Consider the following 26,781-nt stretch of genomic DNA (forward strand, 5'->3'; position numbering starts at 1 on the left):
AACAATTTATTACATCTAATTTTCACCAAATCCCGATTTGATGAGAGCAATAACCGATTCCATAGCCTGAACTTCCCCTTCACCATTGATCCTAACCACGATGCTATCGTTTTGTTTAATCCCGGCGCTCATAATAGCAAGAATACTTTTAGCATTATAGGTTTTATCATCCTTTACCAACAGCACTTCACCGGGAAAGTCGCTGGCTGTTTTTACCAACAAAGCCGCCGGACGGGCGTGTAAACCCACCTTATTTACAATAGTTACAGTCTGTTCTAACATGAAAATTCTCCTTACAGTCAATTTTTATCCCTACTGACAATATACCTACAAAGCATCAAACCCGACCAACCGGACATTATTATTATTGATGAACTCTCGTATTTCCATCGATAGCATGACTGCCAATTCTTGTTCCCGCCACCGATTATACGAGCTTATATCATAAAGCAGTTGGTCCGGCTCAGCCGGGTGACACATAATCTCCAGTGTACCCTGCGGGTGACTTTGGATAATTTGTATTAAATGATTCATATTCGCACCCTGCTCGTAAAATTCAAGTGCAATAGCATCAGTAGTTGCGACACCGGCCTTGCTAATGGCTTGTTGAACAACCGCATTGCCTTGCCGCAGCGGTGCGCCAAGTTGCTTTGCCAGCTCGATGGCTATTTCCAGTACCTCCGGATAGGTGTGGACATGATGGTGGCTGTCTAAATGTGTCAGACCCAGTCCAGTAGCCAGGAATTTCTCAACCTGGGCATTTAATTCGCGCTTTATATCAGCGGTCTTCATAAAGGTTACCGCCTCAGCTGCCTTACGCCGGAACCGTCCCTGAGCATCTACCAGACTAGAAACTTGAGCCGCCGGTATAATTGGTTGGCCAAATGTAAGGTTTAGGTGAAGACCAACCCGCTTTACCCCATGCTGCTTAAGTTTTTCTACTGCATCCTGCGTATAGCTGGTGTTAACCATCAGGGTAGTTTCCGTAACAATCCCTGCAGTTAGTGCTTTGATAATCCCTTGGTTACAACCGGGTGTTAACCCGAGGTCATCGGCATTTATTATTAAATCAAGCATATCTTATCCCCGCTTCCCCTAATCAATCCTTAAATTGCGGTAAATACGCCGCATTTAATGACAGCAAATCAGCCAGCAGTTGTTTGGCTACCCTGACAGAAGGAATCAACGGATGGTTAGCCAGAGCCTGCAGCGCTTTATTGCTATCCCCGTGCACGCCGGCCTCTACAGCCAGCATTTCATAGGCCTTCACCTGCTGTACCAAGCCAGCAATCTCTGGCGGAAGCGTCCCCACCGTTAACGGCCTAGCACCATTTTTACTAATAACGCAGTTAGTTTCAATAACACAGTTGATTGGCAAACCACTGATAGCTCCCTGATTCACAGTATTTACCGTATGTATTTCCCGCTTGTCATTGTAGATAGCACTAATCAAAGATACCGCCGCATCTGAATAATAGGCGCCGCCCCGTTTTTCCAGTTCTGCCGGTTTTTCCGCCAGTTCAGGATTCTGATATAGTTTGAATAAGCTTTCTTCTACAGCCTGAACTATCTCTGCTCTTGTCCCCGCCCCCTGCTGTCGCTGCAGCCTGCTCTTCGGCAAGAATAGAGTCTGTCATGTAATAGTAGCGATGATACGGGCAAGGCACCATCCCCAATGATCGCAGAAAATCGCCATCCCACTTGAGATCCGGGATATTTTTCATTGTAAGAGCCGCTCCATCCTGCATCTTTTCCAGGACGCTTGCCGTAACATCAATACCTCTGTGCCATACCTTTCGTCCCCAGACCAGATGATTAAGTCCGGCGAAATCAATAAAGATATCGTTAGCATCGGCATCCAACAGTTTGGCAATCGTCATCTTCATATGGATGGGAACATTACATAAGCCAAGGCATTTAACCTTGGTATATTTTAGCACACTTTCGGTTACCAAACCTGCAGGATTAGTAAAATTAATCAACCAAGCCTCAGGGCATAACTTTGTCATGTCGCGGCAAATATCCAGAATAACAGGAATCGTACGCAACGCCTTGGCAAAACCCCCGGGACCAGTAGTTTCCTGTCCTAATACACCATATTGCAATGGAAACCGTTCATCCCGGGCGCGCGCGGCCAGCCCCCCAACCCGAAACTGGGTAACCACAAAGTCAGCTCCTTGCAGCGCTGCCGCCCGGTCCATAGCAGTGGTAATTTTACTGTCCAAACCTACCTTAGCAACCATCCGTCGCGCCAAATCAGCGACAATATCCAGTTTATGCTGCCCTGACAAAATATCAACAAGACAGATCTCTGCAACAGGCAATTCTGCCGCACGCCGGATAAAACCGTCAATCAATTCCGGCGTATAGCTGCTGCCGCCGCCAATAACAACAACCTTTAATCCTGACATGAGGACGCCTCCAGCTTGGCAGAAAGCTGTCTGATAGTTTTGTGCATTTCAATCATACTCTCAATTAGATTTTTCTCGGACATTGCTGTCATCAAGTGATCTTGCGCATGTACAGTCAGCAGCGTAAGCTCCACTTTATTGCCCTGCGCCTCCTGTTGAATCATATCAGCCTGAACCCGGTGGGCAGCACCTACTTCTTCCTCGGCTCGCTGTAGATGTTCAGCAGCCTTGATAAATTCTCCCGCCTGGGCGGCTTGCAATGCATCATAGGCTTCAGCCCTGGCATTACCGGCATGGAGAATAATTTTGAAAATTACTTCTTCTGTCATTTCAATCCCTCCTCCAGTTCCCCCGCCATGCCTTCTCTGCTGAGTTTGCGTTCATAGGCTTTAAGGAACGGATAATAAAGTGCAGCAGCAATTATAATATTAACAAATACCAACACAATTGCCCGCCAGTCACCGCCTGTGGCAAGATAAGCCCCGATGGGTGCAGGCAGGGTCCAGGGTACAAGTATATAAGGCTTATTCACTAAGCCAATATCCATAATAAAGTAAGTAAGAATCGCAATAGCGACCGGACTAAGCAGAAACGGTAAAAACAAAAGCGGATTAAGCATAATTGGGACCCCGAAGATAACTGGCTCATTGATATTGCAGATTCCCGGCAAAAAAGTGACCCGGCTCATACTTTGGAGATAAGGAGCTTTAGAAAAAAGCATGATCAGCACTAAACCAAGAGAGGCTCCTGAGCCGCCAATCCAAACAAACCACTGAAAAAAAGGCTCTGGCGCAATATTAGGAATCGGTTGCCCGGCGGCCGCGGCCGCAATATTCTGGTCAAGCAACACCAGCCACACCGGCCGGGCTACGCTGCCAACCACCGAATCACCATGAATACCGGTTGCCCAAAGCAAAGTAATAATAACAATGGGTACTAAGATCCCGGCTAACGTGTTGCCTGCCAGCACTAATGGCTGAAATAATTCCAATACAAAATGATGAATATCAAACCCGATAAAATCCCGCACTAGCCAGACTGCCGGTATAATAACGGCTGCCGGGATAAGAGCCTCAAACGACTTGGCAACCGATTCCGGCACTCCGCCCGGCATCTTTATCGTTAGCTTGCGTGTCTTGGCAAACCGCAGTACCTCTACAGCAAAAATGGCCATAATAATAGCGACAAACATACTGCCGCCCCCGAGATTTTCCATTAGCAGCGCCATTCCCTTATCCTGGTAAGTCACCGGCACACTTGTCAGTAAAAAGGCGGCCATCGCCAAAATTCCGCCTGACACTCCATCAAGTTTATATGATTTTGCAAGATGATACCCAATACTGTGACAAGCGTAAAGAGCCATCAAGCCCATAGTTAACCGGAATGGTATGAGGATTTGGCCTGTGTAGGGTTTGATAGCCGCCGCCAGGGCCGGAAACGGGGGAAAAGCCAGGATCAAAAAGAAACTACCAACAATAATGAGTGGTATAGTAGAAATAATCCCATCGCGCACCGCGCGAAGATGTCGCTGTTCTGACAGCTTGGTCATGGTAGGTATTAGATATTTATCAAGCAGTGCAAAAAATTTGTGCATCTTCTCTCCTGCCTAATCCAATATCTTCTTAACTTCTGCTAAAATGATGGCTCCACCCATCGGGTTATACCCTTGTGGCGGAATAATGGCCACAGGAACATTATATTCTGCCGCGGCCTCCTGAAAAAAGGCAGCACGATGCCGCACCTGAGGCGCTATCAGTGCTATATCCCAGCCATTTTTGAGTTCCTCAGCAAATTCACCACTGCCTACCGACTTAACAGTAATCACCTGACCCATCTTAGCGGCTTCCTTTTCAATGGTTTTAACTACAATAGCACTAGACATGCCGCCAGAACATACTAATAGTAACTTCATCTTTCCGTCCTCTTTTCATCTATAATCGCCCTACGAATAAACCCACCAACTGCCGCCAGATAGCAGGAGGCCTGTGCAGCAGAACAATCTCGTTCAATCATGACAATGGCCGTCTTGGGATTCATTCCTGCCTGTACAAGAACTTCTCCAGCCCGCTCGCAGCTTACTCCTGTTGCCTGAACGACAATATGTTTGGCTCTTTCAACCAGTTTGGCATTAGTCGGCTTAACATCTACCATTAAATTGCCGTACACCTTTCCCAACCGAACCATGACTGCTGTTGTCAGCATATTAAGTACCAGTTTTTGAGCCGTGCCAGCCTTCATCCGGGTAGATCCGGTGATTACCTCCGGCCCCACCAATGGAGTAATGGCAAGCTTAGCCACCTTGCCAATCATCGAATTCGGCGTGCAGCTTATGGCGACAGTAAAAGCGCCAACCGTATTGGCATATTTCAAACCACCAAGGACATAAGGAGTTCTGCCGCTGGCTGCCAGACCAACAACCACATCTTTCGCTGTAAGCTTCACTAATTGCAATTGAATAACGGCACCGCTAATCTCGTCTTCGGCTCCTTCTATCGCCTTTACCAAAGCTGTATCACCTCCGGCAATTAGCCCGATTATCTGATCAGGCTCAACGCCAAAGGTCGGCGGACACTCGGCGGCGTCCAGCACGCCTAGCCGCCCACTGGTTCCGGCTCCGATATAAATCAATCGTCCGCCAATTTGCAGTGCTGCTGTTATTTTATCAACCGCCAATACAATATAGGGTATTTCCTCTGCCACCGCCGCAGCCACTGTCTTGTCTTCCGCATTGATGGCTTCGAGCAGTTGGCTTGTAGTCAGCTTATCCATATTCACCGTTTGCGGATTAACCGCTTCGGTAAGCAAATCTTCAATTTTTACACCCATCTCATCGCCCCCAGCCGAATTTTCAAACCTTGTTCTGCACCCATTCAAGCCCCAGCCGTACAGCCCCTTCTACCGGTTGAGTTTTACAAGCTACAGTGTTGGCCCTATCAGCCAGAACCTCTTCCAGCCGCTCACGAATCATCAAAATATTGGTTACGATGCCACCATACATGCATACTTGCACCGGTTCTCCCCAACCAAAACCACGGGTAATAACCGATTCCACCAAGCTGGCCAGCGCATCGCCTGCTTGCTTTACTATCTCGATCGCCACTTGGTCTCCCTGCTTGGCTGCGTCCCCCACCACCTGGGCAAATGCTGCAATATCACCTTTCGACGTCGTTTGGTTATTAATATAGCCAATCATATCATTCCAACTTTTTAGGCCTGCGTATTCCATGATCATGTCCAGTACTATCGTAGCTTTATCGCGCCCTTCAGCAGCCCGAATTCCCCTTACTACTGCCTGACGGCCAATTGCATAGCCGCTGCCTTCATCACTGGCAAGGTGTCCCCAGCCACCGGCGCGAATGACAGCACCCTGCCTATTTATCCCATAGGCAATTGAGCCTGTTCCGGCAATCAAGATAATACCTTCGGCTTTCCCTAAACCTGCGACCAACGCAATTTTGGCATCACTATTTACCAGGTAACAGCAAGGCAGACCTAATTCTGCCAGTGCCTCCAGGACAATTTCCCTGTCTCTTACTCTGTCAGCACCGGCCAGCCCAAGACTTACTACTAGTAAGTCCGCCTTCTTCAAATTACAGCTAACGGCCAGTTCGTCAATGATACCAGCAATCACTGCCGTAAATTTGGCCACCCCGGTGATGTGATAGTTGCCAGGCCCCTTTTCCACCCGGCCTAAAATCTTGCCGGTAACAGCTGCAGCGCAGCCCACAGTTTTAGTTCCGCCACCATCTATCCCTATAACCCATTTCATCATCACATCACCTGACATAACATTTCTACTTCTCAGCAATATTTGACACAGACCACTTTCTTTCCTGTTACTTTTTTCAGAAAAAAAATAAAACATGTCCAATAAAAAATAACCGCTCCCCTACCAAGGTTTGCGATTATTTCAGTAAGCCAAATTTTAGCATCGACCATTTTAATTCATACCTTATTTCATTTCGTCAAGAGAAATACATATATTCATATCTCCTATATTAGTATGCAATGGGATACTCAAGGTTTCAGGAGAAAAATGCGATGAAACAACGGCATCAGCCACAGCAATTTGCGGCGGCATAATATCACAATGATAATTAAGCTGCGATAGATAGCTTGCTGCATTACCGCTAATAATATTAGATATTTCCCCCATGGCCGAAGTAACAAAACTATCTAATTCCTTCAATTCCATGCCGGACATGATTTGCACAATATTTAATGTCGTATCTTGCGGAAATTGAAACAGAATGGAACCAGAAACATCACCTTTCACATTAATCCGGATATCCACCTCCTGGCTCCCACCAGCTGCAACCCCTGTTGCTCCCCGGCTTACTTCAATATCCAGCATAGCCTTAAAAACATCCGTAACAGCCTTAAAGACCGGATTTACATATTCTGCCTTCATATTTCCAACCCCTGTTCTGTCACATATTGTGCCATCTTCTGGTCTGTCGCAACCACATGATTAATCAGCCAAGCCAACAGTCTGCCTGCCAAAATTTGCACAGCTTGCTCATGATAACCTGCATCCGCAAATTCTTTCGCCGAACTTTGGATATCTGCCTTAAATGCCTCATGAATGTTATGGTGCTCTTCACAGTCTGGATAGCCTAATGTTTGTTGATACTGTTCTTCATAATTAAAATGTGTCACAACATACTCCTGCAGAAACACCATCGTATCCTTTACCTTTTCTATTTTTTCCTCCCAGCGGCCTTCCTGACGAATAGCTTGCACAAAATCAGCAACACGGTTAAACAGTTCCTCATGTTGTTTATCAATGGTTGGAATTCCAATTTTATATTTTTCTTTCCATATCATAGGACATCCATCTCCCCTTGTAATTAATAATAGTTGTTTGTTAACTATTATAATCTACAATTTAAAAATAGTCTAGTTAAAATTACCAAAAATAAAATGCAATGAGGAAGAGCTTATTCATAAAAGCGGGGCCTGATCCACTTAAAATGGTTCAGGCCCCGCTTTTTATGCTAACACATCAAAGTTGGTATCCTTATGTCCGTCCTATTCTTCCATTATATTGCAATAGGTTTCCAAAAAACCTGTTGTCACCTCGCCCTTAACAAATAGGGGGTGGTTCAATAGCATCTGATGAAAGGGAATAGTGGTATGCACGCCTTCAATAACAAATTCGCTAAGCGCCCGTTTCATCCGTTCAATGGCTTCCTGTCTGGTTTTACCCCAGACAATGACTTTTGCCACCAGGGAATCATAGAAAGGAGAGATATCACACCCGGGGTATACAGCACTGTCAATTCTGACACCAAACCCACCAGGCGGCAGATAGCGTCCTACCTTGCCGGGGCAAGGCATAAAGTTACAGGCTGGATTTTCTGCATTGACACGGCATTCCATAGCCCAGCCATTTACCTGTACTTCTGCTTGCGAAAAACTGAGACGGCAGCCTGCCGCCACGGCTAGCTGTTCCTTAATCAAATCAATGCCTGTAACCATCTCCGTTATGGCATGCTCAACCTGAATCCGGGTATTCATTTCAATAAAATAGAATTCACCATGTTTATCCAGCAGAAATTCTACCGTGCCTGCTCCCTGGTAATGTACCGCCTTGGCAGCCTGCACGGCAACCTGCCCCATCTGTTGGCGCAGCCTTTCATCCAGAGCCGGTGACGGCGCTTCTTCCACCAGTTTTTGATGACGGCGCTGAATAGAGCAATCCCGTTCGCCCAGATAGACGACATTGCCGTAGCTATCGGCCATAATCTGCATTTCAATATGCCGGGGCTCTTCTAAATATTTTTCTAAGTAAACACCGGAGTCGCCAAAAATAACTTCTACTTCCTTTTGCGCCTGACGAATGGCCTGGCTTAAATCTGCAGCATTAGCAGCTACCCGCATGCCTTTGCCGCCGCCACCGGCGGTGGCCTTGACGATCACCGGATAGCCAATGGTCTCAGCCACAGCAACGGCCACTGCTATTTCCTCTATAATACCCTCCGTACCAGGGATAATGGGAACACCTGCCTGCTTCATGGTATCTCGGGCTGCTGCTTTTGCTCCCATCCTCCTGATAGCTTCCGGACTGGGGCCAATAAAGGTTATTCCACAAGCACTACAAGCTTCGGCAAATTCCGCATTCTCAGCTAAAAAACCATAGCCCGGGTGAATGGCATCAGTCTGGGTAGCAGCAGCCACCGTAAGCAAACTAGCTACATTTAAATAGCTCTGCCTGGCAGCAGCCGGACCGATGCAATACGCTTCATCGGCTAACCTGACATGCAGTGCTTGCGCATCAGCTTCCGAATAAACAGCGACAGTACCAATTCCCATTTCACGACAGGCCCTAATAATCCGGACGGCAATTTCACCCCGGTTAGCAATTAGCACTTTTTTGAACATTTATTTTCTCCTTTGTTCCTCTACCTGATCTTGTTTGCTAAACCGGGGATACTATGGCTTTACTAATAACAGCGGCTGGCCATACTCCACAAAATCTCCGTCTTTCACCAACACTTTCACAACTTCTCCTGTTACGTCTGCAGATACTTCATTAAATAATTTCATGGCTTCCAGGATGCACACAACAGTACCTGCCTCTACCCTGTCACCAATAGTTACAAACGGCGCTGCACCAGGTTCAGGGGTAGCATAAAAGGTTCCGACAGTTGGCGAGAGAATTTCGCGAAATGTCGTTTCATCAGCTACCGCTACCGTTTCACCAGTTGCCGCTGCCGTTTCCACTGATTCCCGCAAAGCAGTACCTGGCGAGACCGGCACGGTAGCCGGCTGCACTTGCGTCATGCCAGGATTTTTTGTAATGACTAGCTTCGCACCTTGATTATTCCATTCCAAGTGACCAATCGACGATTGATCCACGGCCTTAATTAATTCTTTTATTTCATCAATGGTAAACATGAATTTCACTCCTCAATCATTCTTACCGTTACTGCGCATCCAAGCAAATACAATAGAGTTAAACTAGCCGTAAGGCAATGGCTTGTTTGAGGTACTGCAAATATTCTTCCCGTTCAAGATAAAGCTGCTCTGCCTCTTTTAACGATATTTCCTGAAACCAAATTTGATCTCCTGGTCTGGTCTGAGCGATAATAGCAACATCTACTGCTGCAACTTGAGCTATTTTGGGATAACCCCCAGCGGTTTGCCTATCTGCCAGCAAAATAATCGGGTTGCCCTCAGGCGGTACCTGGATAGTACCCAGTGCAACCGCCTCTGAAATCATTTCCAGCGGTTCGTTTAACGCCATCACCGGACCTGATAAACGATACCCCATTCGGTCAGACTGAGCAGTAACCTGAAAAGGACGACAAAAAAATTGCGCCTTACTTTCTGCTGTAAAATGTTCATATTGATTACCACGGGTAATGCGTATTTGAATCGACTGAGTAGGCTTGGGGATGTTACCCTTTGCCACATACCAAGCCGTAGCAGCAAAAGCATGATCCTGTAGCTTAACAGCTAATTGTTTAATTAACCGTCCGGCCACTCCTGACAAGGACTTTCGTAAAGGAAGCACATCCCCTGGCTGCGATGCCCGCCCGTGAAAGCCGCCAAGTCCTGCCCGCAAATAGGTACTTTTGCTACCCATTACGGCCGGAATAGCATAGCCGCCGGCCACAGCCAAATAGGAACGGCAGCCTGACTTACACCCTTTAAAATCGAGCACACTGCCTTTCCTTACATAAACCGGCCGCCACATAGGCACTGCTGCGCCATTAATGGTTGGCGCCATATCGCCGCCGGTTATGGCCAGCAGCATATCCTGCTCCAGCCGCAGCGACGGCCCCATTAGTGTCATTTCCAGCACGCCTTCGTCTTCTTCATTGCCAACCAGAATATTGGCTACGCGCAGTGCGTAGGAATCCATAGCGCCACTTACAATCACGCCGTACTTTTGAAAACCATATCTGCCCAGATCCTGAATACTGGAAAGCAGGCCGGGCCGCAGCACAGTCATACTCATGGCCTGTCCTCCTCATATTCCTGATATTCAGCCAAAGAAATTGGCCGGAACCGGATAATATCGCCTGCCTGCAAGAGACTGGGACATGCCGCCAGGGGGCGAAACAAGGGCAGCGGCGTACGGCCAATCAACTGCCAGCCGCCAGGGGTTGTGATCGGATAGACACCGGTTTGCATCCCGGCAATTCCTACAGAGCCTGCCGGAATTTCCAGACGCGGTGACGACCGCCGGGGTGTGGCTATTTTTTCCGACATGCCGCCAAGATAAGGAAATCCAGGGGCGAATCCGATCATATACACTAGATACTGCCCCTGACTATGGATTTCAATTACTTCTTCCATTGTAAGGTTATTATACTCTGCCACATAAGCAAGATCCGGGCCGAATTCACCACCATAGCAGACGGGAATTTCCACCGTTCTGGGCACAATTGCTATACTATTGTCTAGTTTACTCAGCACTTCTACTAATAAATCAGCAAAAACTTCATAAGCCAGCGGTTCTGCTTGCTGGTTTAACTGTTCTTTACACAATTGCTTTACTTGTGCCGGATTGAAAAACACAGTAACGCTGGAATAAGCCGATACATATTCTAACATTCCCGGCAAAGGCTGCCGGTCCAGATAATCGGCTAGTGCCTTTACTTTCTTATTTGTCTCAGGATTAATGCCTTTACCGAATTCCACCATAAGGGCTGCCTCGCCGACAGGCAGCAGTTGGTATTCAAGCACAGCCGTCTCTGTTTGTTGACTCACGAGTATCCACCTCTGTCTCTTGCTATATATAGCATGCTACAGCGTTACTTACAACACACTGAATTTTTCATCCTGTATATCGGTAATAAACATATGACCGGGAGCATGGGTAATCATCAACTCAGGTTTTATCTGCATAGCTACCGCTTGCGGCGTAACGCCACAGGCCCAAAATACCGGAACCTCTCCGGCTTTAATCGTAACACGATCACCAAAATCCGGCTTGTCAATATCCTTTATCCCAATACCGGCCGGATTACCAATATGAATAGGCGCACCATGAACGGATGGGAAGCGGGAGGTTATCTGGACTGCCCGCACAACATCCTTTTCCGGTATTGGCCGCATGCTCACCACTACCGGGCCTTCAAAGCAGCCTGCTTGTACACAGGGAATATTGGTCTTATACATGGACACATTGCAGTTCTCTTCGATATGACGCACGGGAATACCGCTATTCATCAACGGATGTTCAAACGTGAAGCTGCAGCCGATAAGAAAAGCAACCATATCGTCTTCCCAGTAGGTAAGAATATCTGTTACTTCGTCTACCAATTCGCCATGCCGGTAAATCCGGTACTTAGGAATATCTGTGCGGATATCCGCAGTGGGAGCCACCAGCCTGGGCACCGGCGATCCGGCCTCGGTGACATCAAGCACCGGACAGGGTTTCGGATTCCGCTGGCAAAACAAAAGAAAATCAAAGGCAATATCCTTCTTCAAAATAGCCAGATTGGCCTGGGTAAATCCCTTAGCCATTCCGGATGTTGGTTTAGTCCATTCATTCCGGCGAATAAGGGCACGTACTTCCGCCGGACTCATATTTGCATACTCACTCATTTTCATCCCTCTTTTTGTCCCAATGTTGCTATTTATCACCCATAGCCTTGACAGCTATCCCGTCGTTAAGGAGATATTCCCGTGTCTTCCGGGCAAATTCCAGCGCATGTTTACCATCACCATGAATACATACCGTATCGGCCTTGACGGCAATATCCTGGCCTTGTCGCGATAATACCTTGCCTTCCTTAATCATGCGGACAACCTGCTGCACGGCTTCTTCCTGATTGGTAATCAGTGCATCCGGTTGTTTGCGTGGGGTTAACGAACCGTCACGCTGATATGTACGGTCGGCAAATACCTCATGAGCTACCTGCAGGCCAATTCTTTCTCCGGCAGCGACTAGTTCACTACCCGCAAGACCAAACAGAATTAAACCGGGATCTACCTTATAAACAGCTTCGGCAATAGCTGCTGACAGCGGTTTGCTTTTGGCCGCCATATTATAGAGGGCGCCATGCGGCTTAACATGCTGCATACTTGCGCCTTCGGCTTTAATAAAGGCCATTAATGCACCAAGCTGGTACACTACCAGATCATACGCCTCCTGAGATGATATATCCATTTGTCTCCGGCCAAAGCCAACTAAATCAGACAACCCGGGGTGAGCACCAATCGCTACGCCATTTTTCAAGGCCAGCATGACTGTTTTGCGCATAACTCCCGGATCGCCGGCGTGAAAGCCGCAGGCAATATTTGCTGAGGTTACATGCGGCAGAATCTCTTCATCCACGCCAAGTTTGTAAGCGCCAAAGCTCTCTCCTAAATCACAATTTAAGTCAACCCGGTACATAACAATAATACCTCCAGCCTATTTTTTTGGTAAAGATTATAATTTCTGCTAACGCTATTCATTTGCCTCTAATTTACAAGAAGAGCTTTGGCAATTCCTTAATCAACGTATAGGCACTCATATAGGACATCACAACAACCACTAGACCGCCGAAAATTGTCATCCACAACGGATGTTTATAGTCGCCAACAATCTTTTTCATATAAGCACCAACTAAAATGGTGGCAAGTGTAATCGGCAGAATGAGTCCGTTAAGCGCCCCTACCAGCACCAATACCTTAACCGGACGACCAACAATGGCAAATATTAAAGTAGATGCTAAGATAAATCCAATAATCATAAGCTTTTCATTTTTGGCGACAGTGGCACTGAAGGTCTTTATAAACGAAACCGAGGTATAGGCAGCCCCAATAACGGAGGTAATAGCTGCAGCCCACATGACGACACCAAATACTTTATAACCGATAGCGCCTGCTGCCAGTTTAAATACCGAAGCAGGCGGGTTAGCCGGATCAAGCGTAAGACCTTGAGCAACAACACCCAGAGCTGCCAAAAATAATACTACCCTCATAATCGCTGTAACCAAGATACCGGAAACTGAGCTTTTGTTTACTTCCGGCAAAGCCTCAACCCCACGCACACCTGCATCCAGCAGGCGATGTCCACCGGCAAAAGTAATATAGCCGCCTACGGTACCGCCAACCAGGGTAATGATGGCAAACATATCGATTTTATCAGGCATAATACTTTTCACCATGGCCTCACCCACAGGTGGCGCGGAAGAAATAGCCACATAAACTGTTAACCCAATCATGACAAAGCCTGCGATCTGAGCAACTCGATCCATGGCCTTTCCCGCTTCTTTTAAAAGAAAAATTGTGATGGCAATTACTGCACTTATAATTGCACCAGTTACCGGTGTTATACCAAATATTACATTTAATCCAAGACCTGCTCCGGCAATATTGCCAATATTAAAAGCAAGGCCTCCCAAAACAATCAGCAGGGCGACAAAATAGCCCAACCCTGGAAAAACCATATTGGCAATATCCTGACCGCGTTTCTCCGAAACTGCAATAATTCTCCAAACATTTAATTGCGCGCCAACATCCAGAACAATAGACATTAAAATAACAAAACCAAAACTTGCTGCTAACTGTTGGGTAAATACCGTTGTTTGCGTTAAAAAGCCTGGCCCGATAGCCGAGGTTGCCATCAAAAATGCGGCACCTAGCAGTAATTCCCAATTTGATTTTACCTTCTTATTACCCGGATGTACATTCCTTACTGGTTCCACAGTAATCCCCCCTATTTTTTGTACTTACCCTTATTTCGCAAAAAAGACGCTCAAACAAAGTTAATCTTTGTCTAAAGCGTCTTTGCTTCGTGCGAAATTTGGTTTTTTTCATCATAACACCGAACTAACCGGATGTAAAATTGAAAAATTAAATAGGGACATTCGATTTTCCTAAAAGCTATTTTTTAAGCTCTCAATGCTGTGGCAATAACCTGATACAATTGCTGTTCTGCGTGGAGTGCAGCAATTGCTTCCGCTTCACTAACACAGCAAAATCGTATACTATCACCGGTCTTGGTCTGCGCGACCTTGGACAAATCGTTCCGAATCACATAGCCAAGCTTGGCAAAACCTCCGGTAGTCTGGTGATCTGCCAGCATAATAAACGGCATACCATGCGATGCAATCTGAATAGAGCCCTGATACACAGCATCAGAGATAATATCTGCTTTACCGACAGGTAAAATCCGGCAGCCTGTCAACCGGTAACCAACCCTGTCAGCTTGCTTGGTAACTGTATATGGTTTAGCGAAAAAGGAAGCAATTGCTTCCTCAGAAAACATATCCTGCTGAGGCCCGAGCATCACTCTTATCAAAACCTTGTCACCATAGGACGGAATATATGCACTGGGGAGTGACTGTGGTCTGGCAGCACCTGCCCCTGCCTGCCCAACATACAGGATATCGCCCTGCCGCAGCGTTCTCCCCTCGTAGCCCCCAACGCCTGCTTTAACACAAGTAGACCGGCTGCCCAGTACCAAGGGAACATCGATTCCTCCCTGCACCGCCAAATAAGCCCGATAGCCGGTGACAGCCTCTCCAAATCGAAGTTCTCCGTTCCTGGGCACAAGAAAAGCCGACCAATTGGGAACAACAACACCATTTACCGTTACTCGCATATCTGCGCCGCCAACAGCCACCAATCGCTCCTCATCAAACTTAAGCACCGCTCCCCAAGAGGTCATTTCCAGCACGGCTGCCTGTACCTCATTTCCTGCCAATAAGTTGACTATGCGCCCGGCATACCGGTCCATCATCCCGGCTGTCGGCACCCCATAAGCCTGGTAGCCCCATCGGCCTTCATCCTGTACGGTTGTAAAGAAACCTTGTTGAATAACAGTAATCACTACTCATCACTCTCACTGACAAATTCGCGGAATATAAGTGCCTGCTGCCACTTCACGGCGTATCGCAAAATACTCTTCCACAGTTATCGCATAAAACTGCAGATAGTCTCCGGGAGAAAATAAAAAAGGCCGACTGTTCTTAGGATTAAAGGCCTTGACCGGCGTACGCCCAATCAGCCACCATTCTCCCGGACTTTCCACAGGATAAAGGCCTGTCTGACTGCCCCCAATTCCCACCGAGCCGGCCGGCACCTTAGCACGTGGCTTTTCTTGCCTTGGCATCGCAAGCTGCTCAGCCAACCCGCCCAAATAAGGAAACCCTGGGGTAAACCCCAGCATGTACACCAAATAGGGGGTTGCGGTATGAATATCGATAACCTCTGCTGCCGTCAGCCTGGTATAGCGGGCCACATATTCCAAATCAGGTCCCAGCACCCCCCCGTAACAAACCGGCACATAGACCATCTTGGCCTCTGTAGGCAGACTGCTTTGGGGATTCATTTTACACAGCATTTGGCTGATAAACCCGGATAAATCCTGCCTCGTTATTACCAAAGGATCAAAATATACCATAATAGTCCGGTAGGTGGGCACTACCTCAATAACACCAGAAAGCAAACTGCTGCTAAGCAGTCCGGCAAGCTGTTGCACCATCCTGTTAATAGCAGGCGAAATCTCTGGATCAAATTCGATTACCAACCCATACTCACCCGCAACAAGCATTCTGACACCAGACAACCATTTATTCATAAGCACCCTCCACTGGTTTTTGGACCTTCTCAATTGGCAAGAAACTCACTTCAGTAATCTCTCGTGAACAAGCTTATGGAAGGCTTGAATGGTAGAAGAAAGCCATTTATCCTTGTGGTAGGCAAGATATGCATTGATCTGGAATTCCGGTCCCAACCAGGGCAAAGCCACTAAGGTACCTGCCGTAAGTTCATTTTGGACTGCCGCCTGGGGCAGGATAGTCAGCCCGATATTGCTCATAACAAATTGCTTAATAACCTCAATCTGGCATATTTCCAACACATTTCCCGGCTGGACAGCCGCTTTTTCCATACTTTCTTCCAATAAAGTCCGATAGCTACTACCGGAATCGGGAAAGATCAGTGTTTGTCCGCCCAGATCGCTTACCTGCACCCCGGCAAACCTGCTGAAAGCATGGTTGGGCGAAGCGATTAAAACCACAGGCTCCGGCCATAACAATTTACTGACTAAGTCAGGCTCCTGTATTTTCTCTTCCAGAAAAAAAGCCATATCCATCATATTTTTTCGCAGCATATTGTAAAAATCACTTGAAATACCTAGCTTCACCTTCAATTCCACCTCAGGATATACGGCAGCATATTCCTTAAGCAAATCCTTCAACCGGTATACACAAAGTGATTCCGGCATACCAATGATAATCGGCCCCCGCGGTATTGAAAAATCATCAAGTACATTTTTAGCTTCCTCGGCCAGTTTGGTAATGCGCTCAGCATAATCGTAGAGCCGTTCACCGTCACCGGTAAGCATTAGCTGATGACCAAACCGTTCAAACAAAACAGTATTTAATTCTTTTTCCAAAAATTGAATATGCGTTGTTGCTGTAGACTGAGTATAGCCAAGAAATTGTGCAGCCTGCGAAAAATTACCAAACTTAACAATACTCATAAACGTCTTTAATTGTCGTATTTCCAAAAATACCACTCCAAAACAACCTACTTGTCTATATTATACTCGATTTAACACTTTCGACCACTTTTTTAAAAAAGTGGCCGAAACTCACTTGATCTTTCTAATGAGCTCGGCCATTTTATTCCATATTAGTACTTTCCCAGAATATACAGGTTTAGTTCTATACTGACAGTTCCATTAGCTACTTGCTCTCCTGAACTGTCACAGCGATTGCCAGTGTCTTGGTTGCCAATTTTCCCGCTTCCCAGGGCCGGGCAAAGCTAAAGCGGATGGTTTCTGTTCCCAACTCATCGCCCGCCTTCAGTATATAAACATCACGCAGCGGTCCGCCACACAGATTTTTGTCCGCTGACAGCGGTTGAGAATCCGCTGTTTGTGATGCTCTCACCAACATCGGTTCTCCCTCTAATTTCCATGAATAACCAGTTCCAGCCGCAGAAAGCAGTTCCACCCGGAACACTTCGCCTGGCTGGAGAGCAAGCGCCATGTCAACAACCCCCTGACCCAAACTATCCACCTGTACTGTCAGCTTAACAGACTCCTCCCGGTAAGCCATACCTTCCGCCGACACACTGCCAGCAAACAATAAAGGCAATACCATCACTACGAGTAACAGTTTTGACAGCAGTTTCTTTGAAAAGTCCCCCATAAACATCTTCCTCCTCAAATTCTCGCTTGCAGGTTAATACCAGTTCTCCGCGCTATATAAATTTTCCTGCTAGATTTTGTATCATCAATGGTCACCATAATGATTTGCAAATCAAAATTATTGTTGAATTCATATTTTTTTAAAATAGGTATTGTATTTTTAGTTTTACGTGTTATAATTATCCTATAATAATAATTATTGTTTATGGAGGTAGATTTATGAAAAAGTTTGTATGTACTATCTGTGGCTATGTTCACGAGGGAGATTCCGCTCCTGATGCTTGTCCCCAATGCAAGGCACCTGCTAGTAAGTTTGTTGAACAGTCCACTACAACTTTGAACTGGGCTGATGAGCATAGAATCGGTGTAGCCGCTGGCGTAGATGCCGAAATACTTGAAGGACTGAAAATGAATTTTATGGGAGAGTGTACCGAGGTTGGCATGTATCTGGCAATGAGCCGCCAAGCTGACCGCGAGGGTTACCCCGAGGTAGCTGAAGCCTATAAGCGCATTGCCTTTGAGGAAGCCGAGCATGCCGCAAAATTTGCCGAGTTGCTGGGTGAAGTTGTAAATCCATCTACCCAAAAGAACCTTGAACTCCGGGTAGAAGCTGAATATGGTGCCTGTCAAGGCAAACTGGCTATTGCCAAAAAAGCCAAAGAACTTGGTTTGGATGCTATTCATGACACTGTTCATGAAATGTGCAAAGATGAAGCCCGTCATGGCGCCGCCTTTAAGGGATTACTAGACAGATATTTCGGGAAGTAGTATTCAAAAATCACAATACCTACGAGTCCATTAATCGACTCGTAGGTATTTTTGTGGCTATAAGGCCAGTTCAACCTTCCTCTCATTCATGCCGTTATATTTTTCTGTTATTGCCAATTAGCTCTGCGCAAAATAGCTGTCCAATTTCTCAATATACTCTGCTTTTGTCATAAGCGGCTGATAAGAATCTAAGATAGCTTTTGCCTGCTGGGCATTGCCTGCAAGCAGGTCAATGACAGTCATAGCCATAATTTTGGCAGGCAAAACACAGGCTGCATAATAGTTAATGGCGCAAAAGTCTCTGGTGTGCAGTGCTCCGACTGTTCCACCAATATAAGGATGAATAACTGGCATCAGATGGGACACATCGCCCATGTCAGTGGAAGCGCTAAAATGACCGGAATTCGTTATACTTTCCCTTGCGAGAAACTGCACTGAATTTTCAACAAACAGTTGGTTAAAGGCGGCAGAACAGTTAAGCGGCAGGTATCCCGGCAGGGATTGTATCACGGTTTGGGCGCCCACTGCATCGCCGCCGGATCTAAGTGCCCGGTCGACTTTGCTGTGGGTTGCATCAATAGCCTGCATGGTTTTTGCCCGCACATAGGTTTCCACTCGCACATCGGCAGGCACACTGTTTACCAGGTCGCCGCCCTTGGTGATGATGGGATGTACGCGCACAATATCACCATCACGGAAGGTCTCACGCAAAGCGTGAATTCCCATGAGTCCCAGCATAGCAGCATTAAGAGCATTAATACCTTGGTCAGGAGCTTCGGCCGCGTGCGCTTCTTGTCCAATATATTGAATGGTTTTGCCGATAAAGCCGTTACTTGATTCTCCTATTTGTACAGTAGGTTCCGGCGCTTCTTTAGCTGAATGAATCATCATCGCCATATCGATGTCATCAAAGGCGCCACGATATATGAGTTCCTGTTTGCCACCGAGATAATGCAGCTTGCCTGCTTCTCTCAGCTTCAGTCGATAGGCAATCTCAACATATTCTTCAGCCGGAACTGCCATAAAAGTCACATTGCCCGTGAGCTGCTGACTTATATTGCTAAGCTTCAGTCCCAGAGCGGCCCCCAGCATAGCTCCAAGCTGCAGATTGTGCCCACAGGCATGAGCCGCCCCGGTTGCCGGATCTGCAGAGGAACTATCCGGGCATAATACAGCATCCAATTCACCTAAGATAGCAACATTCGGGCCATTATCGTTATCTTTTAGCTTGGCCTTAACTCCTGTGATCGCTAAACCATCCTCGTAGGTTAAGTCGATTTCTTCATAGAACCTTTTTACAAGCTGTGAGGTTACTTGCTCCTTATAACCCAGTTCCGGATGCTGCGCTACGTCTTTTGCCAGCTTGATGATTTTTTCTTGATACTCATCAATAACACTGCAGACTTTATTTTTCAATTCTGTAATTTCCATAACCATGACCCCTAACTTTGTTTTGTATAACTTATCCTTATAATAGTAACTAGATAAGTTTAAATCTCATTTTGTTATCATTCTACCACAATAGATTTTTGTATGATATAATATTTCCATCATTTATATATATGCGTCTTTCTCAAAAATACAAAGGAGGAATATCAATTTGGACATTTTAAAAAACTGGAGAATCCATTGCATCGCACTAATTATTGTCATAATTTGTGAATGGATTGGCGCTAAAAAGATCCCCTTAGGCCCCGGGGTATTGCTTTTTCTGCCTATGTTGTACGCTATGGTCATCGGCGGTATTTTGAGTATCCCCAGGTTAAAGGTTGTGAAAGCAGAAGAAATGACACTGGCCTCTGCCATTTTGGGCATCACCACACTCATGTTAGTGACTAAACTCGGAACGGTTATCGGCCCACAAGTTGTAAAAGTCGTGCAATCCGGACTTGCATTATCCTTACAGGAACTTGGACATTTCTTAGGAACAGTAATCCTCGGTTTGCCAATTGCAATAGCACTGGGTTTAGGACGCGAAGCTATTGGCGCAACATTTTCTATTGACCGGGAACCTAACATCGCAATTATCAGTGAGAAATACGGCTTAAGTTCCCCAGAAGGCCGCGGCGTTATGTCTGTTTATATCTGTGGCACCCTGTTCGGCGCTGTATGGCTGGGATTGTTGGCAGGCTACCTTGCTGCTCTCGGCATCTTCCATCCTTACGCCTTAGCGATGGGTGCTGGCGTTGGTTCCGGTAGCATGATGGCAGCAGCCTCAGGCGCACTTAAATCTGTTTTTCCTGATAAGGCTAATGAAATTTTGATGTATGCAGGGGCTTCCAATCTTTTAACAACCATCATCGGTATCTATTTTTCACTCTTTGTCTCACTGCCTGTTACTGAGAAGCTCTATACTGTACTTAAACCTATTTTGGGTCGGAAAAATGATTCAAAGGAGGCTGATGAATAATGAAATTTCGCGATATGTTCATTGCTTTGGTACTGATAGGTATTATGACAACAGCCGGCAATGTTATCGGCTATCATATGCCTGCAGGTGAAGCAGCTATTGGTTATGCAATTATGCTTATTATTACTCTGATCGGCGTCGGTTTAACCCACATAATACCAATTAAACTGCCTATGGTATTTTGGGTATCTATTGTGGCTTTATTGGCAACATCCCCTATTTCGCCTATTGCCAAAACTATTACCTTTTACACATCCAAGGTTGATTTCTTGGCCCTGTGCACACCCATTCTAGCCTATGCCGGTTTAGCCATCGGCAAGGATTTAGAAGCCTTTAAAAAAATGTCCTGGAAAATTATTGTTGTCGCTTTAGCGGTGTATACAGGCACCTTCTTATGTGCCACCGCCATTGCTCAAATTATGTTACATTTTGAAGGCATAATTTAACAACCGTACACCATTGAATAATTTAAAAGCAGCAGCCCTAGTATCACGGGACTGCTGCTTTTTTTTGATTATTTTCCAATTTCTATTTAATCAAGCCGTAGGCTTTCATTTCGCGGCGGAGAAGTTCCAGGTTATGATCTTCAAGCTCTGTTAATGGCATACGGCATTGACCGGCCGTAAAGCCCAGCAGGTTTACAGCTGCTTTAACCGGGATAGGGTTTACTTCACTAAATAAGGCTTTTATGAGATTCAGTGTCTGAAGCTGCAACTTGATAGCACCCTTATAATCCCCCTCAAAGAACTTCGCAACCATATTGTGGGTATCCTGCGGGATAATATTAGCCATTACAGAAATAACACCTTGACCACCTAATGACAGTACAGGCAAAACACTATTATCATCACCGGAATATACAGAGAAGTCCTCACCACACAAATTTACTACATCACCAACTTGACCTAGATTACATTCCTTTACGGCAATAATATTATCGATTTTAGCTAATGCTTCTATTGTCTCAGGATTTATGTTCAAATTAGTTCTGCTCGGCACATTATATAAAATTATTGGTATCTTAACGCTATCGGCAATAAGCTTAAAATGCTTATATAATCCCTTTTGTGTAGCTTTGTTATAGTAAGGAGTCACAGATAATAGTCCGTCAGCGCCCACTGCTTCTGCTGCTTTCGATAATTCTATGGCATGGCGGGTATCATTACTTCCCGTACCGGCAATAACCGGTACGCGCTTGTTGACTGTTCCTACCGCAAATTTAATAGTAGCAATATGCTCATCATCTGGCATGGTGGAGGCTTCGCCCGTAGTAGCACAGATTACAATGGCATCTGTGCCGTTTTGGATTTGAAACTCAATTAGCTTTGCTAATGATGGATAATCAACACCATTGTCAGTAAATGGAGTTATAATAGCTACTGCAGACCCAGTAAATAATGGTTTTCTCATAAGTTAACCACCCTTTATTTATATTTGGTACATCAAAATCATTAATACTTTGATTATATCCTATAAAACAACCAATTTCTATATAGATATCGCCTAAGCCGCTTTCTTTCTTAACAAAAATGTGGTCATGCAGCAACTCAAGTTGCCTTATATACATAAAAATAGTACCTAACAAATACAGTTGTCCTTATTTTACCAAAGCTTTAGGACTTCCACCACATGCTTCCAATACCAATAAAATTTAGCAATTGACAATGGACATAATACGCCGTTCGCCACATCCCTGTGAGATGTAACCTGAACCGAAAAAATCGGTGTTGGACCGGTTGAGTAAGCTAAGCATCGTTTACTGTCATTATTTTTAGGTATACTATAAGTACCAATGTATCTATATTTTATAAAAGTTATGGTTGGTTTAGTATGATATATATGATACTTGGTAGTGGCATACTTGCATTCTGCTGGTGGAATCAAGGAATAGTTGCCATAGGTCCCAACCGCACGACAATTTTCACTAACATTATTCCCCTTTCCGGAATGTGTTTTGCAACTTTTTTTTTACATGAATTGATCAATTGGTCACAGCTTACCGGAGCGGCTTGTATTATTATAGGTATATGTATGACTTCGCTAACTAGTCATTGGGATTTTTGGCATCGACACTAAGAAATTCAGCTTTTTAAATTTATTTCACGATGTAAATATTTTCACCCGTAAACCAAAAGAGACTACCAACTGTAGTCTCTTTTAATCGTTCTTCCTTAACTAAAATTTATAGTTTGCACCATAGCCCATGCCGTCGGCCTTAATCCCCAAGTCATTATTTTCAAAGTTACGATATCCGGCATCAAGTGTGATGTTGCTGCCTACGTCATAAGTTAGACCAGCTTTCCAGTCCTGCACGTTTTCAGAACGAATATAGGAGGCATAGCTGCCCACCTTATTGGAAATAGTGCCTTTATACGCAATACCGCCAAACATTTCATTTGTGGAAATCGAGTCACTGTTAGCTTTAAGTTCCGATTTTACATTACCTACAGAAACGGCAACATTTTTATTTAATTTATATTGCAGGCCAATTTCGGTTGAATTGAGACTCAAATTATTGTAGTAATAGCCATTACTTGCTGAATAGAAGTTTTTGGACTCAGAATTCAGGTAGTCACCAGTAACAGCTAACTTGTCACTGAGGCCATAGGCTCCTTGAAAATTATTGTTTTTTAAAGTTCCCAGATCGCCAAGTGTTCCCACACTTGTCTTTAAATTATTATAAGAATAGCCAATTTGCCCTTGCCCTGTGGCTATATCCAGGCCTGGTACACTTGCAAAAGCAGTGCCGGCAAGAGTTAGAGAAGCAAGCATTGTTGCCACAATCAGTTTTTTCATTGAAAACTTCACTCTCTATTCTAGTATATTAGCAGTTGTAGTAACTTGCTATATCCGTAGTATACTATACATTTTTTTGTTTATATTTAGAATCCTCTCTGGAAGTATTCGCTAATCGAATAAGTTCATCTTTAATAGTGCTAACGTTAGCAAACGCATTATCGCACTCTTCTCAGAGTGGTTTTGTAAGTTGTGGTTATTTTACTATATGCCTTGGGATTACGAGTACGCAACTTCTCCAGCCAGTATGTCAGTTTGGTATGACTCTCTTGCTTTCCCGCCAACCAAACCAGCAAATGGCTAAATCCAAACTCATATTCATCGACTTTAACATACACCGCCAAGAGTTTAAATAACGTGCGATCAGAATGAATGGCAATTACTTTTTTCAAAGCCTCTTCAACCAGTATCTCACGTATATAGCTATGCTCACTCAGCCTTAATATGGCATAAAACCAGGTAATACACTGTACTTCGTCAGCTAAATAACCATTTAACAGCTGGGCCTCTAGTTTTTCCAAAAACAGCCCCTGTAGATAAGCGGCTTGCACCTTTTTAAACCGTTGTTCGCCTTCAAGCAAATTAAGTACAAACTCCAGTTTTGGACAAAATGCCTGTTGGTCAAAATCCCAAACGTGACAAATAATTTGATTATTAATAGCATCATATATCCAGATCTCACCAAAGCGCAGACAGCTGTCTTGTTTACGCTGTGCATCATACATTATTGTTTTATATTCTTCCAGATCAGCAGTATACCATTCTTTAATCCTCTCTTGGGCAATGCCTTTGGCGTCTTCATTTTCTATTTGGAAATAGCTCCTAAGCGCCAGCTCTTCCTGTTTGTTAGAGTAGCGAAAAACCGGCAGACTTTGCTCCCAGAGATTATCAACCAGTTGTTTACAGGTAACAATTAACTCATACTGTGCATTTACAGCGATCACAACTGCTCCATTGCAGGGGATAACAGCAAACAAACCGTTAACAACTACTTTCTGTCCTTTATCAGTCAGTTTGTAGTTCCTAGTACCGCCAGCCGCCTCACATTCACTCAGCAACTGGCACCGGACAAGTTCATTAAGGTAATCGCTGACAACAACCTCTTCCACTCGTAATAAATTACCAATACCTTGTTGACTACACAGCTCAGCCAGGCCGCAGGAAATACACTTCAAAATAAATTCTTCGATGAAGTTATAGCGCCTGTATCCGTCCAGCCAAAATTTTACCGATATAACTGCAACAGGCAGTTGCCATTCCCGCGTCTCCAAAAGTACCAGTCCGGCTTGCTCAGCGACTATATGCTGAGCGATATTCTCAACCTCCTGTGATTTTTTCCCAAAAATCACTGCCGCCGGAGTCGCTCCGTTTACTATGTCAGTCATTCCAGCGTTACATTCAGGCTGGTACTGAGCTTTCTGTATCCGGCTTATCCATTCCTTCAACAGCAAAACCTTTATTTTGTTATCAGAGCTCACGCTTTCTGCCAAATGTGTGGTAATTGTTTTGATTCTTGAAGAAATGATATCTTGCTCGCAAACTAATTTCTCCAGTTTATCACAAGCTACCATTATCACAGCTTCCAATTCAATCAGATGCTGGCGGCTTTCCTGCAACCTATTTGTATTGTCTGTCATTTGTTTCTCAATATTGTCAATTTGTCTTGAGAGATCTTCTAACCTATTTTTCTGTTCTCTCCGGTGGGGCACTACCACTATGTCATCTTCCGGCAATAAACCCAGCCGCTCAGCAAACACAGACTTCTGCTGATGCAACTTGCAGCGAGCCTGCTCCAGCGTGTGTTCAATTTTTCCTAGACTTTGTTGCAGCTCAAGAACATCACCAACGACATTAGTGTCCATTTTCGCTTTAAGAACTCGTGTTTCTTTACGGGAGCTTAGCAGTTGTTGTGTTAAAGCCGCTAATTCCTCTTGGCACTGGTTATAGGCATGTTCCAGTGAATGTCCGCAATCCAGCAGTTGCCGGTAGCAAGCCTCATAAATCCGTTGCGTAAGATGACGGCATTCCAACAATACCTTATCAATTTCGACAATTGTTTGTTCACGAAGAACTGCAGGCGAAGCTGCCAACTCTTCCATCGACTTAGCTTTTATAAGCAAATCCAGTAACGTTTTCTTCCACTGCGCACAAAGGCCAAGTTTAGTCAATATTCCCGGTGGTGTAACCCATAATAGGTCATTGATTTCCTGGCGTAAGTGACTGATACTTTGATAATTAACCACCACACCTTTTGGATCTGACTGAAGATCACTTGTCGTCAAACCATAGTCCTTCGCCGTATCGTTTAGAACGCAAGCTAGTTCACGTAATTGGTTTATTTTATCAAACTCTGAAGATTTAAGATCATATTGTCGTTGCTTAAGAATATTAATTAATTCCAGCAAACGACTGATATCCTGATTTAGAAAGTGATTTACCGGCGCTTGCGCCTGGCACGCCACCTGCTGCACGACAGTTACAAACTCAGTGAGGTCTTGGTTGTACTTTGCTACAGCAATAATTTGCTCCTCGCGCTTACCGCTTAATAATACATAAGCATCTTGTTTGTGCTCAATAAGCAGCGACAAGGCATTAACCAGTTTTGTCTTTTCCGCTTCGATGCGCTGCAACTCAAATTCCCGGGTAATTACAGTTGCTTGTAGCTTTTCATTCAGCTGTTCCAGGTCAGCCAGTTCAGATAAATAGGTTAACTGTACAGTCACTTCTTCCCTTTTCATCAGGTTTTGGGCAATGACAGCTTCTGTCTCAAACTGGGCCGTAAACAACTGGTCCTCTTCCTCGTCAGCAGGTGCCGACCTTGGCAGACTGGGTTCCAGTTCGCTCACTATTTTATGATGCTCTGCTTGCATAGCTTCATGCCGTGCTTTTAAAGTCTCACTGTCGCGTTGAACTTTATGCTCAAATTGAGCTAACTCCCGCCATTGTTCATCATCGCTGGTAATCTTGTCTGCGATAACAGTACATTCTGCTATTATTTCATCCTGCCGTTTTGTGAGACTGGCAAGCTCCAGCCGCATGCTAGCGGTTTCTTTCTGTTTTTTTTGCAGCGCAAGCAAGTCTCGTTGGCACCAAATAGCTATTTGGCTTAGATTTAAGGGTGCCATTCTATCTTCTTACCCATGTTACGTCCTCCAGTGAAACCTTTCTTACTATGTATATATTTTACACAAAGCCATTGGCTCTCCCTTCAAAGACAGCCGAAAAACAAAAAAATTCTAGATGAACTAGAATTTTTGGAGTCTCTATTAGCCCACAACAGTAACCAGCTT

30 protein-coding genes are annotated in these 26,781 nt (G+C 45.1%); 4 read left to right on the top strand and 26 right to left on the bottom strand.

Features of this window, described 5'->3' with window-relative positions; translation table 11 throughout:
• Positions 1-15: 15 nt before the first annotated feature.
• The 22 genes from AC1ECB_RS19445 to AC1ECB_RS19550 form a co-directional block, all read right to left on the bottom strand.
• The gene (locus AC1ECB_RS19445; RefSeq protein WP_485665335.1) at positions 16-282 is read right to left on the bottom strand and encodes an HPr family phosphocarrier protein; all 267 of its coding nucleotides are present in this window, start codon (positions 280-282) and stop codon (positions 16-18) included.
• A gap of 45 nt (positions 283-327) precedes the next feature.
• On the bottom strand, positions 328-1,077 hold the full coding sequence (locus tag AC1ECB_RS19450) for a carbohydrate deacetylase (RefSeq protein WP_485665336.1): 750 nt from the start codon (positions 1,075-1,077) through the stop codon (positions 328-330).
• A gap of 22 nt (positions 1,078-1,099) precedes the next feature.
• Positions 1,100-1,621: a family 4 glycosyl hydrolase gene (locus AC1ECB_RS19455; protein ID WP_485665337.1), complete on the bottom strand. Its 522-nt coding sequence runs from the start codon at positions 1,619-1,621 to the stop codon at positions 1,100-1,102.
• On the bottom strand, positions 1,521-2,411 hold the full coding sequence (locus tag AC1ECB_RS19460; RefSeq protein WP_485665338.1) for a family 4 glycosyl hydrolase: 891 nt from the start codon (positions 2,409-2,411) through the stop codon (positions 1,521-1,523). The genes AC1ECB_RS19455 and AC1ECB_RS19460 overlap by 101 nt, the downstream gene beginning before the upstream one ends.
• Positions 2,399-2,740 (bottom strand): PTS lactose/cellobiose transporter subunit IIA, encoded by a 342-nt coding sequence (locus AC1ECB_RS19465; protein ID WP_485665339.1) that lies wholly within the window; start codon positions 2,738-2,740, stop codon positions 2,399-2,401. The genes AC1ECB_RS19460 and AC1ECB_RS19465 overlap by 13 nt, the downstream gene beginning before the upstream one ends.
• Positions 2,737-4,005, bottom strand: coding sequence for a PTS sugar transporter subunit IIC (locus AC1ECB_RS19470; protein WP_485665340.1), 1,269 nt, complete (start codon positions 4,003-4,005; stop codon positions 2,737-2,739). Before AC1ECB_RS19470 ends, AC1ECB_RS19465 begins: the two co-directional genes overlap by 4 nt.
• A gap of 12 nt (positions 4,006-4,017) precedes the next feature.
• Positions 4,018-4,323 (bottom strand): PTS sugar transporter subunit IIB, encoded by a 306-nt coding sequence (locus tag AC1ECB_RS19475; protein ID WP_485665341.1) that lies wholly within the window; start codon positions 4,321-4,323, stop codon positions 4,018-4,020.
• Positions 4,320-5,237, bottom strand: a complete 918-nt coding sequence (murQ, locus tag AC1ECB_RS19480) for an N-acetylmuramic acid 6-phosphate etherase (RefSeq protein WP_485665342.1) — start codon at positions 5,235-5,237, stop codon at positions 4,320-4,322. Before murQ ends, AC1ECB_RS19475 begins: the two co-directional genes overlap by 4 nt.
• 22 nt (positions 5,238-5,259) lie before the next feature.
• Positions 5,260-6,198: a BadF/BadG/BcrA/BcrD ATPase family protein gene (locus AC1ECB_RS19485; RefSeq protein WP_485665343.1), complete on the bottom strand. Its 939-nt coding sequence runs from the start codon at positions 6,196-6,198 to the stop codon at positions 5,260-5,262.
• 165 nt (positions 6,199-6,363) lie between these two features.
• Positions 6,364-6,822, bottom strand: a complete 459-nt coding sequence (locus tag AC1ECB_RS19490) for a chemotaxis protein CheX (RefSeq protein WP_485665344.1) — start codon at positions 6,820-6,822, stop codon at positions 6,364-6,366.
• Positions 6,819-7,238 (bottom strand): bacteriohemerythrin, encoded by a 420-nt coding sequence (locus tag AC1ECB_RS19495; protein WP_485665345.1) that lies wholly within the window; start codon positions 7,236-7,238, stop codon positions 6,819-6,821. The genes AC1ECB_RS19490 and AC1ECB_RS19495 overlap by 4 nt, the downstream gene beginning before the upstream one ends.
• 204 nt (positions 7,239-7,442) lie before the next feature.
• Positions 7,443-8,795, bottom strand: coding sequence for an acetyl-CoA carboxylase biotin carboxylase subunit (gene accC / locus AC1ECB_RS19500; protein WP_485665346.1), 1,353 nt, complete (start codon positions 8,793-8,795; stop codon positions 7,443-7,445).
• Positions 8,796-8,846: 51 nt separating this feature from the next.
• The gene (gene accB / locus AC1ECB_RS19505) at positions 8,847-9,311 is read right to left on the bottom strand and encodes an acetyl-CoA carboxylase biotin carboxyl carrier protein (RefSeq protein WP_485665347.1); all 465 of its coding nucleotides are present in this window, start codon (positions 9,309-9,311) and stop codon (positions 8,847-8,849) included.
• 58 nt (positions 9,312-9,369) lie between these two features.
• Entirely contained in the window at positions 9,370-10,377 is a 1,008-nt protein-coding gene (locus tag AC1ECB_RS19510) for a 5-oxoprolinase subunit C family protein (protein ID WP_485665348.1), read from the bottom strand.
• A complete protein-coding gene (gene pxpB / locus AC1ECB_RS19515) occupies positions 10,374-11,132 on the bottom strand; it encodes a 5-oxoprolinase subunit PxpB (RefSeq protein ID WP_485665349.1) in 759 nt (252 codons plus the stop codon). The genes AC1ECB_RS19510 and pxpB (AC1ECB_RS19515) overlap by 4 nt, the downstream gene beginning before the upstream one ends.
• Positions 11,133-11,180: 48 nt before the next feature.
• Complete coding sequence (locus tag AC1ECB_RS19520) at positions 11,181-11,972, bottom strand: putative hydro-lyase (RefSeq protein WP_485665350.1); 792 nt, start codon at positions 11,970-11,972, stop codon at positions 11,181-11,183.
• A 28-nt stretch (positions 11,973-12,000) separates the two neighbouring features.
• A complete protein-coding gene (locus AC1ECB_RS19525) occupies positions 12,001-12,765 on the bottom strand; it encodes a LamB/YcsF family protein (protein ID WP_485665351.1) in 765 nt (254 codons plus the stop codon).
• A gap of 73 nt (positions 12,766-12,838) precedes the next feature.
• Positions 12,839-14,062, bottom strand: a complete 1,224-nt coding sequence (locus AC1ECB_RS19530; RefSeq protein WP_021169712.1) for an NRAMP family divalent metal transporter — start codon at positions 14,060-14,062, stop codon at positions 12,839-12,841.
• A gap of 185 nt (positions 14,063-14,247) precedes the next feature.
• The gene (locus AC1ECB_RS19535; RefSeq protein ID WP_485665352.1) at positions 14,248-15,189 is read right to left on the bottom strand and encodes a 5-oxoprolinase subunit C family protein; all 942 of its coding nucleotides are present in this window, start codon (positions 15,187-15,189) and stop codon (positions 14,248-14,250) included.
• 12 nt (positions 15,190-15,201) lie between these two features.
• On the bottom strand, positions 15,202-15,939 hold the full coding sequence (gene pxpB, locus AC1ECB_RS19540; protein WP_485665353.1) for a 5-oxoprolinase subunit PxpB: 738 nt from the start codon (positions 15,937-15,939) through the stop codon (positions 15,202-15,204).
• Between the two features lie 45 nt (positions 15,940-15,984).
• A complete protein-coding gene (locus AC1ECB_RS19545) occupies positions 15,985-16,881 on the bottom strand; it encodes a LysR family transcriptional regulator (protein ID WP_485665354.1) in 897 nt (298 codons plus the stop codon).
• Between the two features lie 169 nt (positions 16,882-17,050).
• Positions 17,051-17,518 carry a protease inhibitor I42 family protein gene (locus AC1ECB_RS19550; RefSeq protein ID WP_485665355.1) on the bottom strand — a complete coding sequence of 156 codons (468 nt, stop codon included), beginning with the start codon at positions 17,516-17,518 and terminating at the stop codon, positions 17,051-17,053.
• Positions 17,519-17,736: 218 nt separating this feature from the next.
• Between AC1ECB_RS19550 and AC1ECB_RS19555 the strand changes: the two genes are divergently transcribed.
• Positions 17,737-18,285, top strand: a complete 549-nt coding sequence (locus tag AC1ECB_RS19555; protein ID WP_021169717.1) for an NADH peroxidase — start codon at positions 17,737-17,739, stop codon at positions 18,283-18,285.
• Between the two features lie 117 nt (positions 18,286-18,402).
• Here AC1ECB_RS19555 and AC1ECB_RS19560 read toward each other — a convergent pair whose 3' ends face one another.
• The gene (locus AC1ECB_RS19560; protein ID WP_485665356.1) at positions 18,403-19,716 is read right to left on the bottom strand and encodes an amidohydrolase; all 1,314 of its coding nucleotides are present in this window, start codon (positions 19,714-19,716) and stop codon (positions 18,403-18,405) included.
• A gap of 169 nt (positions 19,717-19,885) precedes the next feature.
• Here AC1ECB_RS19560 and AC1ECB_RS19565 point away from each other — a divergent pair, with 169 nt between their 5' ends.
• Positions 19,886-20,695 (top strand): DUF3100 domain-containing protein, encoded by an 810-nt coding sequence (locus tag AC1ECB_RS19565; RefSeq protein ID WP_485665357.1) that lies wholly within the window; start codon positions 19,886-19,888, stop codon positions 20,693-20,695.
• Positions 20,695-21,141: a hypothetical protein gene (locus AC1ECB_RS19570; RefSeq protein ID WP_485665358.1), complete on the top strand. Its 447-nt coding sequence runs from the start codon at positions 20,695-20,697 to the stop codon at positions 21,139-21,141. The genes AC1ECB_RS19565 and AC1ECB_RS19570 overlap by 1 nt, the downstream gene beginning before the upstream one ends.
• A gap of 82 nt (positions 21,142-21,223) precedes the next feature.
• On the opposite strand, the gene dapA is transcribed toward AC1ECB_RS19570, so the two are convergent.
• A complete protein-coding gene (dapA, locus tag AC1ECB_RS19575) occupies positions 21,224-22,105 on the bottom strand; it encodes a 4-hydroxy-tetrahydrodipicolinate synthase (protein ID WP_485665359.1) in 882 nt (293 codons plus the stop codon).
• Positions 22,106-22,495: 390 nt separating this feature from the next.
• Here dapA and AC1ECB_RS19580 point away from each other — a divergent pair, with 390 nt between their 5' ends.
• Positions 22,496-22,771: an EamA family transporter gene (locus tag AC1ECB_RS19580; RefSeq protein ID WP_485669373.1), complete on the top strand. Its 276-nt coding sequence runs from the start codon at positions 22,496-22,498 to the stop codon at positions 22,769-22,771.
• 99 nt (positions 22,772-22,870) lie between these two features.
• Here AC1ECB_RS19580 and AC1ECB_RS19585 read toward each other — a convergent pair whose 3' ends face one another.
• Positions 22,871-23,491, bottom strand: coding sequence for a hypothetical protein (locus AC1ECB_RS19585; protein ID WP_485665360.1), 621 nt, complete (start codon positions 23,489-23,491; stop codon positions 22,871-22,873).
• 158 nt (positions 23,492-23,649) lie between these two features.
• Positions 23,650-26,616 (bottom strand): hypothetical protein, encoded by a 2,967-nt coding sequence (locus AC1ECB_RS19590; RefSeq protein ID WP_485665361.1) that lies wholly within the window; start codon positions 26,614-26,616, stop codon positions 23,650-23,652.
• Between the last annotated feature and the right edge of the window lie 165 nt (positions 26,617-26,781).

This window comes from Sporomusa sp. 246TCP1, from assembly GCF_057319775.1.

Excerpts from the sequence above, each read along its gene's own strand:
- murQ (WP_485665342.1), bottom strand. The coding sequence starts at position 5,237 with ATGGGTGTAAAAATTGAAGATTTGCTTACCGAAGCGGTTAATCCGCAA.
- AC1ECB_RS19550 (WP_485665355.1), bottom strand. The coding sequence starts at position 17,518 with ATGGGGGACTTTTCAAAGAAACTGCTGTCAAAACTGTTACTCGTAGTG.
- AC1ECB_RS19555 (WP_021169717.1), top strand. The coding sequence starts at position 17,737 with ATGAAAAAGTTTGTATGTACTATCTGTGGCTATGTTCACGAGGGAGAT.
- AC1ECB_RS19570 (WP_485665358.1), top strand. The coding sequence starts at position 20,695 with ATGAAATTTCGCGATATGTTCATTGCTTTGGTACTGATAGGTATTATG.
- AC1ECB_RS19470 (WP_485665340.1), bottom strand. The coding sequence starts at position 4,005 with ATGCACAAATTTTTTGCACTGCTTGATAAATATCTAATACCTACCATG.
- pxpB (WP_485665353.1), bottom strand. The coding sequence starts at position 15,939 with ATGAATAAATGGTTGTCTGGTGTCAGAATGCTTGTTGCGGGTGAGTAT.
- AC1ECB_RS19585 (WP_485665360.1), bottom strand. The coding sequence starts at position 23,491 with ATGAAAAAACTGATTGTGGCAACAATGCTTGCTTCTCTAACTCTTGCC.
- AC1ECB_RS19590 (WP_485665361.1), bottom strand. The coding sequence starts at position 26,616 with ATGGCACCCTTAAATCTAAGCCAAATAGCTATTTGGTGCCAACGAGAC.
- AC1ECB_RS19475 (WP_485665341.1), bottom strand. The coding sequence starts at position 4,323 with ATGAAGTTACTATTAGTATGTTCTGGCGGCATGTCTAGTGCTATTGTA.
- AC1ECB_RS19560 (WP_485665356.1), bottom strand. The coding sequence starts at position 19,716 with ATGGAAATTACAGAATTGAAAAATAAAGTCTGCAGTGTTATTGATGAG.
- AC1ECB_RS19510 (WP_485665348.1), bottom strand. The coding sequence starts at position 10,377 with ATGAGTATGACTGTGCTGCGGCCCGGCCTGCTTTCCAGTATTCAGGAT.
- AC1ECB_RS19485 (WP_485665343.1), bottom strand. The coding sequence starts at position 6,198 with ATGTCAGGTGATGTGATGATGAAATGGGTTATAGGGATAGATGGTGGC.
- AC1ECB_RS19465 (WP_485665339.1), bottom strand. The coding sequence starts at position 2,740 with ATGACAGAAGAAGTAATTTTCAAAATTATTCTCCATGCCGGTAATGCC.
- AC1ECB_RS19445 (WP_485665335.1), bottom strand. The coding sequence starts at position 282 with ATGTTAGAACAGACTGTAACTATTGTAAATAAGGTGGGTTTACACGCC.
- AC1ECB_RS19495 (WP_485665345.1), bottom strand. The coding sequence starts at position 7,238 with ATGATATGGAAAGAAAAATATAAAATTGGAATTCCAACCATTGATAAA.
- AC1ECB_RS19520 (WP_485665350.1), bottom strand. The coding sequence starts at position 11,972 with ATGAGTGAGTATGCAAATATGAGTCCGGCGGAAGTACGTGCCCTTATT.
- AC1ECB_RS19490 (WP_485665344.1), bottom strand. The coding sequence starts at position 6,822 with ATGAAGGCAGAATATGTAAATCCGGTCTTTAAGGCTGTTACGGATGTT.
- accC (WP_485665346.1), bottom strand. The coding sequence starts at position 8,795 with ATGTTCAAAAAAGTGCTAATTGCTAACCGGGGTGAAATTGCCGTCCGG.
- accB (WP_485665347.1), bottom strand. The coding sequence starts at position 9,311 with ATGTTTACCATTGATGAAATAAAAGAATTAATTAAGGCCGTGGATCAA.
- dapA (WP_485665359.1), bottom strand. The coding sequence starts at position 22,105 with ATGAGAAAACCATTATTTACTGGGTCTGCAGTAGCTATTATAACTCCA.
- AC1ECB_RS19525 (WP_485665351.1), bottom strand. The coding sequence starts at position 12,765 with ATGTACCGGGTTGACTTAAATTGTGATTTAGGAGAGAGCTTTGGCGCT.
- AC1ECB_RS19460 (WP_485665338.1), bottom strand. The coding sequence starts at position 2,411 with ATGTCAGGATTAAAGGTTGTTGTTATTGGCGGCGGCAGCAGCTATACG.
- AC1ECB_RS19450 (WP_485665336.1), bottom strand. The coding sequence starts at position 1,077 with ATGCTTGATTTAATAATAAATGCCGATGACCTCGGGTTAACACCCGGT.